General features: G+C 61.3%; 15 protein-coding genes. 11 read left to right on the forward strand and 4 right to left on the reverse strand.

What is annotated here, in order from left to right:
- Positions 1-12: 12 nt before the first annotated feature.
- Positions 13-1,017 (forward strand): glycoside hydrolase family 43 protein, encoded by a 1,005-nt coding sequence (locus ACFQZG_RS05780; protein WP_378150610.1) that lies wholly within the window; start codon positions 13-15, stop codon positions 1,015-1,017.
- A gap of 77 nt (positions 1,018-1,094) precedes the next feature.
- Here the strand turns inward: ACFQZG_RS05780 and ACFQZG_RS05785 are convergent, their stop codons facing one another.
- Positions 1,095-1,652, reverse strand: coding sequence for an SLOG family protein (locus ACFQZG_RS05785; protein ID WP_378150611.1), 558 nt, complete (start codon positions 1,650-1,652; stop codon positions 1,095-1,097).
- A gap of 53 nt (positions 1,653-1,705) precedes the next feature.
- Positions 1,706-2,554, reverse strand: a complete 849-nt coding sequence (locus ACFQZG_RS05790) for an AraC family transcriptional regulator (RefSeq protein WP_378150612.1) — start codon at positions 2,552-2,554, stop codon at positions 1,706-1,708.
- Between the two features lie 239 nt (positions 2,555-2,793).
- Here ACFQZG_RS05790 and ACFQZG_RS05795 point away from each other — a divergent pair, with 239 nt between their 5' ends.
- From ACFQZG_RS05795 to ACFQZG_RS05835, 9 genes are all read left to right on the forward strand, one after another.
- A complete protein-coding gene (locus ACFQZG_RS05795; RefSeq protein ID WP_378150613.1) occupies positions 2,794-3,741 on the forward strand; it encodes a zinc-binding dehydrogenase in 948 nt (315 codons plus the stop codon).
- Positions 3,738-4,634 carry an NAD-dependent epimerase/dehydratase family protein gene (locus ACFQZG_RS05800; RefSeq protein WP_378150614.1) on the forward strand — a complete coding sequence of 299 codons (897 nt, stop codon included), beginning with the start codon at positions 3,738-3,740 and terminating at the stop codon, positions 4,632-4,634. The genes ACFQZG_RS05795 and ACFQZG_RS05800 overlap by 4 nt, the downstream gene beginning before the upstream one ends.
- A 108-nt stretch (positions 4,635-4,742) precedes the next feature.
- Positions 4,743-6,071, forward strand: a complete 1,329-nt coding sequence (locus tag ACFQZG_RS05805) for an ABC transporter substrate-binding protein (RefSeq protein WP_378150615.1) — start codon at positions 4,743-4,745, stop codon at positions 6,069-6,071.
- 75 nt (positions 6,072-6,146) lie between these two features.
- Positions 6,147-7,040, forward strand: a complete 894-nt coding sequence (locus tag ACFQZG_RS05810) for a carbohydrate ABC transporter permease (RefSeq protein WP_378150616.1) — start codon at positions 6,147-6,149, stop codon at positions 7,038-7,040.
- Positions 7,041-7,053: 13 nt separating this feature from the next.
- A complete protein-coding gene (locus tag ACFQZG_RS05815; RefSeq protein WP_378150617.1) occupies positions 7,054-7,899 on the forward strand; it encodes a carbohydrate ABC transporter permease in 846 nt (281 codons plus the stop codon).
- Positions 7,896-8,879 carry an SGNH/GDSL hydrolase family protein gene (locus tag ACFQZG_RS05820; protein WP_378150618.1) on the forward strand — a complete coding sequence of 328 codons (984 nt, stop codon included), beginning with the start codon at positions 7,896-7,898 and terminating at the stop codon, positions 8,877-8,879. Before ACFQZG_RS05815 ends, ACFQZG_RS05820 begins: the two co-directional genes overlap by 4 nt.
- Before the next feature lie 53 nt (positions 8,880-8,932).
- Entirely contained in the window at positions 8,933-10,996 is a 2,064-nt protein-coding gene (locus ACFQZG_RS05825; RefSeq protein WP_378150619.1) for a hypothetical protein, read from the forward strand.
- A 111-nt stretch (positions 10,997-11,107) separates the two neighbouring features.
- Entirely contained in the window at positions 11,108-12,055 is a 948-nt protein-coding gene (locus tag ACFQZG_RS05830) for a hypothetical protein (protein WP_378150620.1), read from the forward strand.
- A gap of 634 nt (positions 12,056-12,689) precedes the next feature.
- Positions 12,690-13,913 (forward strand): MFS transporter, encoded by a 1,224-nt coding sequence (locus tag ACFQZG_RS05835; RefSeq protein WP_378151578.1) that lies wholly within the window; start codon positions 12,690-12,692, stop codon positions 13,911-13,913.
- A 77-nt stretch (positions 13,914-13,990) separates the two neighbouring features.
- Here ACFQZG_RS05835 and ACFQZG_RS05840 read toward each other — a convergent pair whose 3' ends face one another.
- Together ACFQZG_RS05840 and ACFQZG_RS05845 are read right to left on the reverse strand one after the other, a co-directional pair.
- Positions 13,991-16,312: an MMPL family transporter gene (locus ACFQZG_RS05840; protein ID WP_378150621.1), complete on the reverse strand. Its 2,322-nt coding sequence runs from the start codon at positions 16,310-16,312 to the stop codon at positions 13,991-13,993.
- A 46-nt stretch (positions 16,313-16,358) separates the two neighbouring features.
- Complete coding sequence (locus ACFQZG_RS05845; RefSeq protein WP_378150622.1) at positions 16,359-16,970, reverse strand: TetR/AcrR family transcriptional regulator; 612 nt, start codon at positions 16,968-16,970, stop codon at positions 16,359-16,361.
- 182 nt (positions 16,971-17,152) lie between these two features.
- Between ACFQZG_RS05845 and ACFQZG_RS05850 the strand changes: the two genes are divergently transcribed.
- Positions 17,153-18,073, forward strand: a complete 921-nt coding sequence (locus ACFQZG_RS05850) for a hypothetical protein (RefSeq protein WP_378150623.1) — start codon at positions 17,153-17,155, stop codon at positions 18,071-18,073.
- Positions 18,074-18,213: the final 140 nt, after the last annotated feature.

Here is an 18,213-nt window from a genome sequence, read left to right on the forward strand (position 1 = left end):
AGGAGAGAGAAGATGTCCGTATTCAATGCAGCGTCGGACGTTGCGAATCCGAGCAAGGGCCACCGATTGGCCGATATTCCCGCGCACGATCCGTTCGTGCTGCCGGATGCCCGCGAAGGCGTCTATTATCTGTACACCAGCGCGGTACCGCGGCTGACGGGGACGGACGGATGGGGCGTCTTGACGTATACGAGCACGGATCTGGAGCTGTGGGAGGGGCCGTACGTCGTATTCGCGGTGCCGGACGACGGCTGGGCGCATCCGATGCACGGAGCCTGGGCGCCGGAGGTGCACCTGTATAACGGTCGATACTATCTATTCGTGACGCTGCACAACGAGGGGCGCTCGCTTCCCGATACGAATGCGATTCCGTTGCCGAAGCATTGGCGGGGTACCGCGATCGCGGCGAGCGATTCGCCGTTAGGGCCTTTCGAGCTGATCGGCCCGGACATGCCCGTCACGCCGTCGGCTCTCATGACGCTGGACGGCACGCTCTACGTGGACGAGGCAGGCAAGCCGTGGATGGTGTATTGCCACGAGTGGATTCAGACCGTGGACGGCACGATCGAGGCGATTCCGCTGAAGGACGATCTGTCGGGAGCCGCCGGCGAACCGATTCATCTGTTCAAGGCGTCGGAAGCGACTTGGGATACCGGCGAGCGAACGGACGGGTACGAGGGGAAGATCCATGTGACCGACGGCTGTCAATTGTACCGGACGAAGGGCGATCGGCTCGTTATGCTGTGGTCGAGCTACGACAAGGGGAAGTACGTGCAGACGATCGCACGTTCGGCGTCGGGAAGGCTGGAAGGACCGTGGGAACAGCTGGAGCCGCTCGTCGGCGGAGACAGCGGGCACGGGATGCTGTTCCGGACGTTCGAGGGAGACTGGCTGCTGATTCTCCATCGGCCTTTCAAGATGCCGGAGTCGCGCTGCCGCGTGTACCGGATGGAGGAGACCGAGCATTCGTTCCGCGTCGTCGGCCCCTATGTTCCTTCTGACGGGAACCTCGCGTGAAGAGGTTTCGCTAATCATGGCTCGCGCCCGCGACTTCGGGGGTGCGAGCTTTTCATTGTTCAGGTGCGCTTCATGTGCTATTCCATCATGTCCCGGCTTTGTTCGTCCGCCATCAGTTGCACGTCTTCCGCGGTTATCGTATAGATCGGGTACCCGTCCTCTTGCTGCCGTTCGAGAGCTCGCCGCTTCATATGCTTCGGACTAGCGTCTCCCGCGTCCTCGTCATAGAACAGCAACATGCCATCCGACTTGCGCAGCAGCAGGTCGTCTCGGGCGCGAAGCTGCCAAGGTCCGTCGTACGGCTGCTTGCTTACCGTGCCGTAATAATCGACCGCTTTCGCGACGTCCCGGAAGTACGTCTGCTTCTCCTCGCTCCATTTGTCCTCCGGATTGCTGTAGGCCGCCAATATCGACGTCTTGAGCTGCGGATAGCGCGACTTCATCGCGTTCGCCACCTCGCAAGCCCACAGGTCGAAGCCGTATTGCCCGGCCGTGAGCACCCATTCCAAGCCTTCCTCGGCAAGCGGCGCAAGCCGCGATTCGATCGCCATCTTAATGTACGGAATTCCCTTGTGCTTCTGGTTGAAAATATTCAGTTCGTTCGCGCGGTAGCCGACGACGAGCAAGTTGTTCATGCGTGCCTCCTGATTACGGGTCGCTATCAGCTTAGTATCCGGCCGGTTCGTTGTCAACGCGGCTCGGGCGCCTGCCGGTCCCGCCATCGAATCGGGCTGTCTCCGTACGTCTTGCGGAACAGCCGGCAGAAGTAGTGGATGCTGTTGAAGCCGGTCTTCTCGACGATGACCCGCAGCGGCAGCGAGCTTCGGGTTAAGTAGCTGACGGCCGCCTTCAGCCGCAGCGTCTGCAAGTATTCGAACGGCGTGTAATTCGTATGGGCTTTGAAGACGCGGACGAGGTAGGAAGGATTCAGATGCACCAAGTCGGACAGCATCTTCAGCGTAATCTCCTCGCCGTAACGCCATTCCATGAAGTTGATGACGATGTCGACGGCTTCCCGGGCGCTCCATCTGTGCTTCTTGCCGGAGAGAAGCCGGTTGTCGTCGCCGGTGGACGACAGGATATGGGCGACGAGCTTGAACACTTTGCCGATCTCGAGCAGGCACGCTTGCTCGAGCGCTTCGTGATGCCCGGTTTCGCGCAGGAGCTGGAGACGATGAACGAACAGGAGGGCGTGCTCGATCTCGGACCAGAACGGGGCGTAAGGATCGTCGATCCAACGGGGTTGATTCAAGTTCCAACGATCGATGTTCGCCGCGGTCAGCATCGGATCGTCGACTTCGCTCAACTCGAGGAAGTAGCAGCCGATCTCCGGGTCGAGGCTTTCGAGGGCATGCGGAGTGGAAGGCGCGACGAGGAAGATCAGCGGCGCTTCCGATTCGCATGCGTGACCGGCCCACGAGAACCGTACTCGCCCCTTGGCAATGAACAAGATTTCGAACCGGTCGGCATGGATGCCCCCGGACGGCTTCTGCGCCGTTCGGCTCACGGTCAATGCCTTGCATACCCGAATGTTCACCGCATGCCCCCGCTTTCGCGAAAAAGTAGATAAAGTGCAATGAATAACGAGCCGTTCTGCTATGCATCGCTCGTAAATCGCATCTTCCCGAATCGCAAGTGCAACAGCCGGTGCAAAGACTGTATGCGCTTTCTATTGTACACTTAAATCAATTCAGATAACAGATTCTTACAGGGAGGTCGAGCGGAACGGCTAAGAAAACATCCGCGCTTCTGTTCAGCGGACCGAATGACGTAAGGTTGGGAGAAGTCGATATCGGCGACCCGAAGCCGGACGAAGTCCAAGTCCGCACGATCGCCTCCTTCATAAGCACGGGCACGGAACGATGGATTCTGACGGACCGCTTCTCCCCTTCGGGCACGCCGTATCCTTGCGTTCCGGGTTACCAGCGCGTCGGCGTCGTGACGAAGGTCGGAGCGGACATCGAGGACGTCCGCATCGGCGAGAGGGTCATCGCGACGAGCGGGAGCTGGAGCGAGGATCCGGTACCGTATTGGGGCGCTCATCTGGCGACGGCGAACACCGCGCGCGGCGAAATTTACCGCGTGTCCGGCAACGTCGGCAACGCGGATGCCGCCGGCGTCGTCGTCGCGCAAGTCGGCTACAACGCCGCCTCCAGAGTGACCATGGACGAGGGCGATTGGGTCGTCGTCTACGGAGACGGGTTGATCGGGCAATGCGCCTCGCAAGCGGCTCGCGCCAGAGGGGCGCGAACGATCCTCGTCGGCAGGCGGCCCGAGAGGTTGGCGATCGGCGCGGCGCATAGCGCGGACTATGCGGTCGACGTTCGCGCCGGCGATCCGCTAAGACAAGTGATGAAGATTACCGGGGGCGATCGCGTAACCGCGGTGCTCGATACGCTGCAGCAAGAGTCGGTACAGTTGGAATACGTCCCGATGCTGCGGCGGGACGAGGGGCAGATCGTCTACTGCGGCCATACGCTCAGCACGGCTTGGGCGGATATGTCGCTGCTGCAGGTCGAGGGGCTGACCTGCCACTACGTCTCGAACTGGACGCGCGAGCGTCTCGAAGCGACGATCGCGCTAATGGAACAAGGGGCCATAAGCTTGGCGCCGCTCGTCACCCATCGGGGGACGGCGGAAGAGGCGCCGGATATGTATCGAATGCTGCTGGACAACACGGAACCTTATCTCGGAATTCTAATCGATTGGAGCGCCGGTCAATGAGAATCGTACTAACGGGAGCATGCGGATTCATAGGGAGGAAAGTCATCGAGGAGCTCGAGACCCGGGGACACGAGCTTCATCTCGTCGACCGGCAACGGCCGGAGGAAGCGACGATCTTCGTGCCCGGCGCGCGGGTCAGCATGCCGTTCAAGACGGATTGGCCTTTCTACCAGGCCGATATCATGGATGCGGAAGCGATGGAACGCATCGTCGCGGGAGCAGACGCGGTCATGCACTTGGCCGCCGTGCCGTCGGGCTTGCCCGAGGACGGACGAGAAGCGTTCTACTATAACGCTTGCGGTACATACTCGCTGCTCGATGCTTCCCGATTGGCCGAAGTGCCCCGGTTTGTCGCCGCGTCGAGCATCAACGCGTTCGGTACGTTCTACTGGCGCATACGAGAGGCGGCAATCCGGTATACGCGCTTGCCGCTTACCGAAGATTACCGGCCCGAGCCCCAAGATCCGTACAGCTTGAGCAAGCTGGTCAACGAGCTGACTTGCGAAGCTTACCATCGCGCTTACGGCATGAAGACGGCGGCGCTCCGGTTCGGAGGCGTATGGAGCGACGAGGTGTACGACAAGGCGTTGGAGAACGGACTTACGCCGACGGAGGCGTGGACCGACGATCTCTATACGTGGGTTCACGTCCGGGATATCGCGAGAGGGATCCGACAAGCGCTTGAAGCGCCGGAGCTGCCGGGTTACGGGGCTTACACGATGAACGCGGCGGACACGTCGCGGCCCGAACCGACGATGGAGCTGCTGGAGCGGTTCCGTCCGGATTACTTGAATGCGTTGGCCGCACCGATCGAAGGAAGAGGCGCCTTGATCTCTTCGGCCAGGGCGAAAGAAGCGTTCGGATTCGACCCGGCATACAGGCTGGACGGGTAAGGAGTAGCGGGAGTCTTACGGGGAGGTGGATCGGGGGTATCGTCTTCGGCAGTGCATCGAGTGAAGGCAGAACGGGAGTCCAGTTCAATACGAGGGGGAGTCGTTCGAATGGCCTTTAGGAGAACGAGATGGGCAGGGTTGGCGGGCGCGTTGCTGATATCGGCGGCGCTGGCGGGCTGCGGCGGCAACGATAACGACGGGAAGGCATCGGAGTCGGCGGGGCCGGCGGGAGAGGTCAAGGGAGATTTCGAGATTCAATACTTCGTCGGCGGTTACGGCGACGCGTGGTGGAAGTCGATGATCGCCAAGTTCAAGGAGAAGTATCCGGACGTGAACGTGATCGAATCGGCCGGACCGAAGATCAACGATCAGATGAAGCCGCGCTGGATCCAGAACGATCCGCCGGACCTGGTCTATATCGACGGCGCGGGCGGGCTCGACGTCGGCCAGGCGGTTAAGGACGGTCAACTGATGGATCTGACCGAATGGTTCAAGAACGCGGAGAACATAGACGGCGAGAAGCTGACCGACATCGTCATTACGCAGCCGACGCCGATCGAAGGCAAGACGTACGCGATTCCGCTCGTCTTCGGTTCGTGGGGCACGTTCTACGACAAAGCGCTGTTCGCGAAGAACGGGTGGGAAGCGCCGACCGACTTCGACAGCTTCCTGGCCGTCGGCGAGAAGATCAAGGCAGCGGGCATCGCGCCATATATTCATCCCGGCATCTACACGGGCTATCTGACCGGAGGCTTCTTGTTCCCGGCAATCGTATCGGCGAACGGCGACGACCCGTCCATCCTGCAGGACATATCGGACCTGAAGCCGGGCGTGTTCAAGAGCGACGCCGTTACGAAGGCGGTCGGGCAGCTCGTCACGATGCGCGACAAGGGCCTCATCGACAAGGCCGCGGTCGCGTTGAACCATACCGATTCGCAGATGCAGTTCCTGCAGCATAAGGACGCCTTCATCCCGAACGGCCTCTGGCTGCCGAACGAGATGGCCAAGGATACGCCGGCGGGCTTCGAATTCGGCTATATTCCGTCGGTTACCCAAGCGCCGGGCGGCAAGTACGTCGCCAACCCGTACACGAGCCCGATGGCGATCGCGACGAAGGCGAAGAACCCCGAAGCGGCCAAGGCGTTCCTCCAGTTGATCTATACGAAGTCGGCCGCGGTCGAATGGGCCGAGATGACGGGCGCGCTCATGAACCTGAAGGTCGACCTCGACGGCACGAAGGCGAGCGAGGTATCCAAGGGCGCGATCAAGTTCTACAGCAGCGACAACCTCGTCGTCGCGCCGCCGGTACCGATTCATGCCGACGTCACCAAGGAGCTGGAGAACGCGACGCTCGCCCTTACCGACAACAAGCTGCAGGCGGCTGAGTGGGCGGACCGCATGGAAGCGATCGCGGAGAAGGTTCGCGCGAACAAATAGCGAATATACGACACAGGGAGCGGGATAAGGGCATACGCCCTTATCCCGTCCCGAGTTTCTCTAGGAGGTGGGGGTATGACGGCAGCATGGAAGCGACGGCTGTTCATCGCTTCGTTCATCTGGCCGACGTTGATCCTGTTCCTCGTGTTCACCGTGTATCCGGTCCTGCGGGGGATGTATTACTCCGCCTTCGATTGGTCCGGTACCGCGGGGACGATGGATTACATCGGCGCGCGCAACTTCCGGGACCTGGTCGACGATCCGATCGTCGGCCAAGCGATCGCCAACGATTACTTCCTCGTGTTCTGGAAGATCGTCGGCATTATGGCCCTCGCGATCTTCTTCGCCGTATCCTTGTCCAGGTTCAAGGTGCGAGGCTCGAAGTTCTATCGCTTCGCGTTCTTCCTGCCGAACGTCATCTCGGTCGTCGTCATCGGCGTGCTCTGGCGGTTCATCTACAATCCGAAGCTCGGCCTGCTGAACGGACTGCTGTCGTCCGCGCAAGGCAAGACGGTAGAGACGCCGTGGCTCGGCGATTCGACGTACGCGATGTGGGCGCTGTTGCCTCCGGCCGTCTGGGCCGGCGTCGGGTTCTTCATGATCCTGCTGATCGCGGGCATTAAGGGCATTCCGGAATCGCTCTACGAATCGGCCGCGATGGACGGCGCGAAGCAATGGACGCAGTTCAGCCGCATTACGCTGCCGCTCGTCTGGGAGCAGATCAAGGTGTCGGTCGTGCTGATCATGCTGACGTCGTTGAACGGGTCGTTCGCCATCGTCAGCATCATGACCGAGGGCGGGCCGGACAACGCGACGCAAGTGCTCGGCTATTACTTGTATCAGATGGGCTTCAGGCAATATCACATGGGATACGCGTCGGCGATCGGCATCGTCATCCTGGCGTTGTCTCTCGTCACGACGGTCGCGTTGCAACGCATCATGAAGCGGGAATCCGTCGAGCTATCCTAAGGGGGAGTCGAGCATGCGAACGACGACGAGGAAGCGTCCCGTAAGATGGGCCACGGGGACGATCCTTCTGATCTGGGCGTTTGTCGCCGTCTACCCGATGGTATGGTCGATTTTCGGCGCGCTCAAGGATAATCAGCAGTTTTTCACCGGCAAGGCGTGGGAGCTTCCGAAGCTGCCCTGGCTATGGTCGAACTTCTCCTACACGTGGGAAACGTATCATTTCGGCCGCTATTTCGCGAACTCCATCATCGTCACGGGCGGAAGCATGGCGCTTGCGCTCGCGCTCTCGGCGACGACCGGCTACGTGCTGGCCCGGTTCGCGTTCAAGGGGAGCGGGCTGCTCTATTACTTCTATATCTCATCGCTCATGATTCCGGCGATTCTGAGCCTCATACCGCTGTTCTTCCTGTTCAACACGCTGCATTTGACGAACTCGTTCCTCGGCTTGATTCTGCTCTACGGGATCGGCGCGCTGCCGTTCGGCATCTTCGTCATCATCGGCTTCTTCAAGTCGTTGCCGCGGGAGCTTGACGAATCGGCGACGATGGACGGCGCTTCGCATTACGGCGTATTCTTCCGGATCATGCTGCCGCTGGCGATGCCGGGACTCATTACGGTCAGCATCGTGAACGCGCTCACCTTCTGGAACGAATATCCGCTCGCGCTCATTCTGATGAACGATCCCGGTCAATATACGCTGCCGGTCGGACTGGCCGTCATGCAGGGGGAGATGCAATACCGGACGGAATGGGGGCCTCTGTTCGCGGGCTTATTCATCTCGACGATTCCGATCGTTATTCTGTACGCGATATTCCAGAGCCGAATCAACGAGGGGCTAGTGGCGGGGGCGGTTAAATGAAGCGGGTACAAGAGGGCGAATCGTTCGTCTTCGTCAGACTTGAGAGGCAGAAGACGCGATATGCGCCATCGGCTTCGGGCGGCGTCGCGATGCGGGCGCACGCGGGCGGCGAGACGTTCTTGGAAGGCGTGGACTTCGAGGTCGATTACGAGGGCGGTTATCTACTGCGGACGGCGAATAGCCGAATTCCGGATTGGACGGCGCACCCGCTGTACGGCGTTCGACCGTTCGATCACGAGGAATATCCTGATTATAGCAATCGCGACTATACGGTATATGCGAGTTACGAGTACGAGATTTCCGCGGAAAATGTTGCCGTAGACGAGGGAGATCAGGCAAGCACCGCGGCGTTAACCGGGTTAGTCGGGAAGCTGGCCGCCGGCGGAGAGATCGTCTACGCGGTGCTCGGAGACAGCATCAGCGCCGGCGGAGACGCGAGCGACGATAGCCTAGCCTTCTATGGGCGACTGGCCGCATGGCTGGAAGAACGGTATCCCGCCGCGCGTGTGCGCATCGTCAACCGTTCGATCGGAGGCGAGACGAGCGAAGGCGGAGCCGGCCGCGTCCGCGACGACGTCGCTTCGCTCGGACCCGATCTCGTCACGATCGGCTACGGCATGAACGACCAGAATCTGTTCGAGGACGGCAACGGCGTCGCGCTCGGCGACTACGAGCGCTACATTCGGCAGATGATCGCCGACATCCGGCAATCCGGAGACGCCGCGATCGTGCTCGTCACCCCTTGCGAGCCGAATCCGCTATGGCAACATACGAGCGGCGAGATCGGCGATTACGCGGACGCGCTTCGGCGCATCGGCGGGGAGCTCGGCATTCCCGTCGCCGACGCCAACGCGGCATGGAGGCGGGAGCTTGCCGCGGGCAAGACGCCGGAGAGTTTGCTGCTTAACAACATCAATCACCCGAACGATTACGGTCATCGGCTCTACTTCGAAGCGATTCGGGCGGTGTTTCGGCCATAAATGAACGTACTGCAATTGCGAGTCGGAACCCGCGAATGGAGCGTGACGGAGGCATGAGACTGAAGCTATCGCTGACGCAAGGATTAGGCACGTTAACGGTCGTCTCGCCGGCGGGGGAGCTCGTCTGCGCCGATCGGCCTTACCGGTACGCGATCGCCGGCGAAGCCGGAGGGACCGCGTTCGAGGAGACCGCCTGCGTCGCGGGCGCGTCGGAGCAAGCCGGCTCGATCGTCGCGACGGGCGCGTTCGCCGCTTCCGGCGTGACGTTCCGGCAGACGTTCCGGCGCGAAGGCGAAGGCTGGCGCGAGACGATCGAGCTGAGCAACCCCGGAGCCGTGCCCGTGACGCTCGATCGGATCGACTTCGGCTTCGCCGCGGGTTTGCGGGAACGCGCAGGCTGGCGTCTGTGCGCCGTTCCGTTCCGCGTGCAGCTGGACGGGAGCGTTCACGACTATACGGCCGAGCGGCTTATCGCGGGAGAAGGCGCGAACCCGATCTATACGGACCGCTCCCGAGACAATCCGCCGCTGCGGGAACGGGGCTTGCGTTCGGAGGCGTGGGCGTGGGGAGATGGGGCGCAGGGCATCGCCGTCATCAAATACAACAACGAACGGATCGAGTATGCGATGGCCGAGGCCTCGACGGCGAACGGGGAACCCGAGCTCGTCTTCGGCGGCGCGGGCTTCGCCTGGTACGGGGAGCCGAGCGGCGCGCAGCGGCTGGCGCCTGGCGAATCGTTCGCGTTCGGCAGCACGTACTATGTGCCTTACGCGGGCGGCAGCGAGTCGGCGTTCGCGATCTATCGCTCGTTCCTGGAGGAGCGAGGGCACGGGTATCCGGCCGATTACGATCCGCCGGTCCATTGGAACGTCCTGTACGACGTCGGGTGGCATCATTCCGACGAGGAGAAGCTGCGCGAGAGCTACCATAAGGCGGCGATGCTCGAGGAGGCCGCCAAGGCGAAGGCGTGCGGTTGCGAGCTGCTCTATCTCGATCCGGGCTGGGAAGCGGCCGAAGGACTGACGTTATGGGACGAGTCTCGCATGGGCACGGTGTCCGATCTCGTTCGCGAGCTGAAGGACGGTTACGGTCTCGATCTCGGCTTCCGCACGATCCTGCGCGCCTATAAGCCGCATTGGGACGAAGCGTGCCAGGTGAAGACGGCGAGCGGCGAGCCGACCCGCCCGGAACGGCTCGAGGCGACATGGGGCTACCGCTTCTGGGAGCCATGCCTATGCGATCCGGTCTATTACGCCGAGAAGCTGCGGCGTATTCTCGCGATCGCGCGGCAAGGCATGCGCTTCGTCATGCTCGACGAGATGGACTGGCGCGGACCGTGCCATGATCCGAACCACGGTCATGCCGTGCCCTCGACGCCGCTCGATCACGTCCTTGCCGTATGCCGTCTCGCGGGCGATGTCCGGCGCTCGTGCCCGGGCGCGCTGCTCGAGGTGCACGATCCGGTATCGCCGTGGACGATCTCGCGATACGCGCCGACCTACTTCCGGCAAGGCCCGGAAGGCGTCGGCTGCTACGACGAGAACTGGGGCTTCGAGTACATGTGGAACTGTATCGAGGATCTCAGAAGCGGCAAGGCGCTGGCGCTCTATTATTACAACCTCGGCTGCGGCGTTCCGCTATACTTGCACCTGACGATGGCGGCGGACAACGACGCGTGCGTCTTCTTCTGGTGGGCGGCGTCCACGGTCCGGCATCTGGGCATCGGCGGCAAGACCAGCCACCCGAGCGTAGAGATCGCCGGAGAGCTGCCGACGTACGACAAGGAGCGAAGATACGACGCCTACCGGAATCAGATGTCTCTCTATCGCAGTCTGAAGCCGTACTTCGTCCGGGGCACGTTCCATGGCATTTCCGAGCGCATTCACCTGCATACGCTCGAAGGCGCGGCCGGAGGCGTCATTAACGCGTTCAATCTGGAGGACGAGGAGCGGGAATTGGTCTTCCGCGTGCCGCGCGCCCTGCTTGGCGCGGACGAAGTCGCGCTGCCAGTCGTCGGCGCCCTCGCCGATTGGAGCGATGCCGAGGCCGCCGAATTCCGCGTCACGCTCGGCCCGATGTCGCCGGGCGTCATCGCCGTCGGGGATGCCGCGGGCTAATCTCGTCCGCGTAAGCTTGCCGCTTCCGCTGAACGGCCCATTTACGAGACAATTCTGCTAGGTTATGCTAGTTTCGTAGAGTATGCTGGGGTACGCAGGGGAGGCATTCGCTTGCCGAAACAGGTGACGCGGGATCAGAAGCTGAAGCAGACGGTCGGCAGCACCATAAGCAGCCGCACGAGGTCGAGGATGCAGACGAACGACAACGTCGTTACGAAGCTGCAGAAGTCGCTCGGCAACCAAGGGACGATCAAGGCGCTCGACAACGACGACGGGTCCGACACCAAGAAGAAAAAGCGCCGCAAGAAGCAAGACACCGGCAGAATCGAGAAGAAGAAGACGCCGCGTCGGCAGAACAAAGTCGCGGCGACGAGAGCGAAGTACGAGCTGGGCATGCACGGCGCCAAGAAGCGGGAACAGACGCGGCTGTCGAACAAGTACGATATCAGCGTAACGGGCGAATCGCACGAATCCGAGCACGTCATCGGCTTCGAGCCGCTCAACCAGACGTCGGGAGACAAGCGCGGTTCGGATACCGGGGTGCGCCAGTTCGAGAACCGGGCCCATGCCTACCAAGAGCTGAAGGAATTGCATAGCCAGCATATCGGCACGGGGAACCGGGGCTACAAGGACGATTCGGGCTTCAATGCCCAGAGCTATCGGGACAGCCAGAGAAGCCTCGTCGAAGCCGGAGACATCAGCAGCGCCGTGCAGTTGAACCAGCTCGGTTACGCGTTCGATCCAAACAAGTCGAAGCTGACCACGACAACCGAGGGCAAGGCGTCCACGGACTCGTTCAACAAGATGGTGTCCGGCATGAAGGACGTCGAGTACGCGAGCGGCAGCGAGAAGAAGCATGTGCCCGTCGACGCCAAGCAGCGGGCGGAGATGCACTTGTCCCGTCAAGTCGTCGAGACGGGGAAGTTCCCGACGGTCGACGAGGAGAACGCGATCCGCAAGATGTACGGCCTCGACCCGTACGAGGAGAAGAAGAAGGACGACAAGAACAATAACAACGACAAGAACAATAACAACGACGACAAGATGGATATGACCTGAAGCAACCCGCGCGCGCCGATCATCTGCTGCGCGGTCAGGCTGAGCTTGAAGCCGTTCGAAGTGGTCACCTTGCGGTTCGAGTGACGGGCGACGAGCGCTGCGGACAGAGAAGACCTTATTGCGACTCAAACCGCCTGTTGGCTGACCCTAGCGGACACCGGAGACGTTATTCGTTCGAAAACCCGCTTACCTGCCGACTATCGGCGCAATAACGTCTCCTTGGTCCGCTCGAAGGGGGGATGGCCGCTCCAACCGTCGAATAGCGTTCCGTGTGTCCGCACGAACCACCAATCGCACGAACCGTACCAACCGCACCACCCGCACCACCCGCACCAATCGCATCATGAGCTACCAAGGTTATCCACGCCGCGCGCATCCGATCATCGGGTGCGCGTTCGTGCGTCCATCCACTTATTCACATGCTTATGCACATATTAACGACACGATTAACGCGATTAAGCATCTATTCCATCGTTGGCATCCACATATCCACAGCGAAGGTTATCCACATGTGGATGCCGCCGCAACGCGGAGCGAGAGCAAGACGCGGCCGCACAAGTGGGCTATAATGACGATATCATCCCAGTAGCGACTCTAGGAGGTACCCCGGTTGTCTCGTATCGTTCGTTCCCGCATGAATCTGTATTTGCTTCTCTTCGTCGTCTTCGGCGGTTTTCTCGTCTTCGGCCTATCGGAAAATATCAAGGGACCCGCGATTCCCCGCATGCAGCTCGAACTCGGGCTCGACGAGGGTCAGCTCGGTCAATTGCTCGCGCTGAACTCGCTCGGCTATCTGGTCGCCTGCACGTTCACGTCCGCGCTCGCCCGGCGCATCGGCATCCGCTGGACCGGCATCACGGCTTTCGCTTCGATGACGATCGCGGGCTTCCTCATCTACCTGTCGTCCGGGTACGTTTCCTTGACGGCATCCTACTTCCTGCTCTATATCGGCAACGGAATATTGGAGATCGGTCTCGCGATCATGGCGGCCCGCATCTTCACGAAGAACACAGGAACGATGATGAACATCGCCCACTTCTTCTACGGACTCAGCTCGACGGTCGCGCCGATACTCGCCGCTTCGATGATGGGCTGGCCGTCTCCGTTCGGCGGAGGCGACCTCGACTGGCGTGGCATGTATGCGGTCGTCCTGGCGCTGTCCCTGCTGCCGATCATTCCGGCGCTGCTCGGCAAGTTTCCGGAGGAGACGCATGCGGAAGAGGGGGAAAGCGCCTCTTACCGCTCGCTCATGCGCGATCCGGTCGCTTGGCTTATCGTCCTCATCCTGTCCTTCGGCGTCGCGTCGGAGCTCGCCATCGGAAGCTGGCTCGTCAACTTCCTTCAGAAGGCGTACGACTGGGAGGTTAATGACGCCTCCGGCATGCTGTCGCTGTTCTTCCTCTTCTTCATGCTGGCGCGGCTCGTCCTCGGTCCGATCACGGACCGGATCGGCTATACGGTGTCCGTGCTCGTCTTCGCGGCGCTGTCCGGCTTGTGCAGCCTGATCGGCGTCCTCCTCGGAGAGCCCGGGGCGATTCTGCTCGCCCTCGCGGGCATCGGCATCGCGCCGATTTACCCGACCGTCATGGCGATGATCGCGAAGCGCTATCCGAGAGGGACGGACACGGCGATCACGTTCGTCGTCACGCTCATGGGCGTCGCGAGCGTCATCTGCAACCTGACGATCGGCTACTTGATCGAAGGCGTGCAGAGCTTGTTCTCCGGCAGGGGATCGGCCGAAAGCGAATTGCTCGGAATGCAAGCCGGTTACGCGTTCATCGGCGCGTTGGCGATCGCGTGCGCGATCTGCTGCGCCTTGCTGTACGTCGTCCTTCGGCGGAGGCGCGAGATTGTCTGAAGCCTAACTAGTATTACGAAAAGCGCCGTTACATGCTCCGAGGAGCGTGTAACGGCGCTTTTGTTCATGCCATGAAATTATGCCGCGCTATTCTCGCGGGACTTCAGCTCGGCGAGCAGCTTGTCGCCTTCGACGTCGAGATTCGGCAGCAGGCGGTCCAGCCACTTCGGCAGCCACCAGGCTTTGTCGCCGAAGATCGCCATGACGGCCGGGACGAGCGTCATCCGGACGAGGAACGAGTCGATCAGAATGCCGATCGCAAGCGCGAAGCCGATCTGCTTGATCATGATGTCGTGGCCGAAGATGAAGCCGGCGAAGACGGATACCATGATGATCGCTGCGGCGACGACGACGAGGCTCGATTGCTTGTAGCCGTCGATAACGCTGTCCGTGCCGCGGTGCCCGTGGACGTACGATTCGCGCATCGAGCTGACGAGGAACACTTGGTAGTCCATCGCCAGGCCGTACAGAATGCCGGTCACGAGAATCGGCATGAAGCTGAGCAACGGTCCGCCGGTATCGAATCCGAACATGCCGTGGAGATTGCCCCATTGGAACACGGCGGTCGTAAGGCCGAACGTGGCCAGAACGCTGAGCAGGAAGCCGACGGTCGCTTTGATCGGAACGATGACGGAACGGAATACGAGCAGCAGGATGATGATCGACAGGACGACGATGACGACGATATAGGTCGGGAACGCCTCCGCTAACTTCGCCGACATATCGATGTTGATCGCGGTGAACCCGGTTACCCCTAGCGTAACTCCGTATTGCTGGGCGAAGGCCGAATCGGGATCGCGAATCGCTCTTACGAGATCCTGCGTCTCCTTGTCGGTCGGTCCCGATTGCGGAATCAAGTTCAGAATGGCCATCTTGCCGGTCTCGTTGACGCCCATCGGCGTCACGAGCGCGACGTCGTCCAATTGCTGGAGCGCTTGCTCGAGTCCGCCCAACGTCTCGAGAGTGACCGCTCCGGAAGCGTCCTTCGGCTCGGCGACGAGCAGCAGCGGGCCGTTGAAGCCTTCGCCGAATCCGCCGGCGATCGCGTCGTAGCTCTGGCGCGTCGTCGTGTCCAAGTTCGCCGTGGCGCCCGAAGGGATGCCGAGCTCCATCTGCGCGACGGGAATTGCCGCGACCCCGAGCACCGCGACGACGCCGATAATGATCGCCCAGCGGCCTTTGACGACGCCCTTGACCCAAGCGGCGGACACTTTATGCTGTTGCTGCTTGGCAGTGGCTTGAGCTTTGCTCTTCTCGCGCAGCTTCGCCGAACAGATACGTTCGCCGACCAGGCCGAGCATCGCCGGCAGGAGGGTCAGCGCGACGAGCACGCTGACGAAGACGGTTCCGGCCGCGACGAGCGCCATCGTGGACAAGAATTCGATGCCGATGACGAGCATGCCGGCCAGGGCGATAATGACCGTCAGGCCTGCGAAGAATACGGCGCTGCCGGCGGTACCGACCGCCCGGCTTGCGGCTTCGCGCGCGCTGAGGCCTTGGTCGAGCATGATCCGGCGTTGCCGGTTAATGATGAACAAAGAGTAGTCGATGCCGACCGCGAGCCCGATCATAAGCGCTAGAACCGGGGTAATGCTCGTCATCGTAATGAACTTGGAGATGCCGTAAGCCGCAACGACGCCAACGCCAACGCCGACGATCGCAACGAGCAACGGCAGGCCGGCGGCGACGACGGAGCCGAGCGTGATGAACAGCACGATCGCGGCGACGGCGATGCCGATCGCTTCCGTCGCGCCGGTCGCCGGCATCGGAGTCAGCGTATCGCCCGGCAGAGCGACGATGCCGGTGCCTTCCTCGGCGCCTTTGACGGCATCGACGACGGAAGTCTTCAAGTCGTCCGGCACGGCCGTCTGCTGCACCTCGAATTGGAATTGGAACAGCGCCGCGCTGCCGTCGGAGGCGATGAGCACGCCGGTCAACGGAACGCCGTCGATCATGAGCGGGCCGTATGGCGGAACGGCGGCCTGGGACGCGGCGTCTTGCTGCGCCGCAGCATCTCCGCCGGCTTGGGCGGCGTCTGCGCCTGAGGCCGTGCCGGCTTCCGCCGCATAGTCGGCCGGATTAACGACCAGGTCGAGCCCGTATACTTCGTTCACGGCGCCGCTGATCGCGGCTATCCGTTCCGGCGTATCCAATCGCTCGCCAGCGGGCGCCGAGAATACGACGCTGCCTTGTCCGCCGGAAGCGGCCGGCAATTCCTTGGCCAGCTTGTCGAGCACTTTCTGGGATTCCGTGCCCGCTATTCTCATCTCGGAGCTCGTGTGTATGCCGTTGACGGCGAGAATGGTCAGGAAGATGCCCAGGATGACGACCCAGCTTACGATGAAGCGCCAAGGGTTGTCGTAGGCGGTGCGGCCGATGCGGTACAATAACTTGGACATAAATAAATGGCTCCTCTCTCTTGCTCCAATCCTTGTCTAACTCTCTCTAGAACCCGTTGCGCAGATGCCCGAAAACCGTATCCATGTAGGCGTCGAACGAAACCGCGCCAATTCCTTCCTCCGAAGGTTGTCCAGGCAACAGCACGTTCATGCTTCCGTCGAACATCGGCAGGATGGCGCCGGTGAGCGCGCAGGTGAGCAACCGAGTATACGTCGGCGACCGGTCCGGGAACAGATGGTCCAGCACTTGCCGCGCCGCTTCCTGCATTTTGTAATGCACGCTTAGGATATAGGGCAGAAGCGTCTGGTGCGACTTGGCGAGGCCGACGAGCGTGCGCATCTTGCGGAAGTATTCTCCCGTCAGCTGCAGCATCATGAACCCGTGCAACGCGTCCAGCGGGTTCGTCGTTCCGGTCATCCGTTCCAGGCAATCGATCGCCTCGTCGACGCCGTGGAACGGCTCGGCCACCATCGCGACCGCTTCTTCCTTGCAGGAAAAATAGTTCGCGAACGTTCGGCGGGAGTAACCCGCGCGCTGCACGACGTCCTCGACGACGAAGCCGTTCATGCCGCGCTCCAGCGCCAGCTCGAACGCCGCTTCCGCCAAGGCGTGGGCGGTCGCTTCCTTTTTCAAGTCACGCAAGCTCGGTTTGATCATCGTTCGATTCGCCTCCGCTTCCGACTATTCGTTACGTATACGGTAGCACTTTGGTTGCACAAAGTGCAAGTTTGCATAATGGGCAATTTTGTGACAACGGTTATGACGGAGGATACGACCATTTACTGGATAGTATCTCTCGGTTATGCTTAGCTCATGAGCATGACGAGGAGAGGTAATCCGTGCCCTTAACGCCGAAAACGAACAAGCAGTCCGGGAAGACGACGCCGACAGGGAAGAAGGGCGCCAGCACGACGACGTCGGGCAATCCGCTCGCGATGCACCAGGCGCTCGGCAACCAGGGGATGCTGGCGATGCTGGACGCGGAGAGCGAAGATAAGGGAAACCCGCAGCACAAAGGCGCGAAGGCGATGTCCAAGCCCGATCCGAAGGCCGGAACCGCCAAACGGATGGAATCCGCGAAGAAGATAAGCGCCAAAAACCGGGAAGCGACGCTCGCGGAGAAGCGGGGCAAGTTCACGCCGGGCATGCACGGCTATAAGAAGAAGGAACAGGCGCGGCTGTCGGAGGCTTACGGCATCGAGGTGACGGGCGATTCGCACGAGTCGGAGCACACGATCGGCTTCGAGCCGCTCAACCAGACGTCGGGCAACAAACGCGGCGAGAACGCGACCGCCCGGCGGCTCGAGAACATCGCGCCCGCCTACCAAGAGGTGAAGCAACTGCACCGCGACCATATCGGCACCGGCACGCAGAACGACGCGGACGCTTCGGGGTTCAACTCCGAAGGTTACCGCTCCGCCCAGCGAAGCCTCGTCGAGGACGGCGACGTCAGCAGCGCGGTGCAACTGAACCAGCTCGGTTATGCGTTCGACGACAACAAGTCGAAGCTGACGACGACCGACGAAGGACTCGCGGCGAACGACTCGTTCGATACGATGGTTTCGAACATGGACTCCGTCACGTACGCGAGCGGCGAAGACGAGACGACGGTCGGCGTCGACGCGAAGCAGAAGGCCGAGATGTACTTGTCGCGGCGGGCGATGATTACGGGCAAGTTCCCGACGGTGGAGGAAGAGAACGAGGCGCGCAAGAAGTTCGGAATCGATGTGCTGCCCGTGGAGACGAAGATGGAAGAGTAACAGGCAAGTCGATAGAAGCGCGCGTCGCGTTCAAGGGCGCGCGTTTTTTTTAGTTATCGTACCCAGGCTCGTCGTAACGAACACAGCGGCCGCTATTGAGGGCAGAGATAACTGAATCGCCGAAGTAGTGGACACCAGAC

The sequence above is a fragment of the Cohnella sp. GCM10027633 genome, from assembly GCF_042675445.1.
GTDB lineage: Bacteria > Bacillota > Bacilli > Paenibacillales > Paenibacillaceae > Cohnella.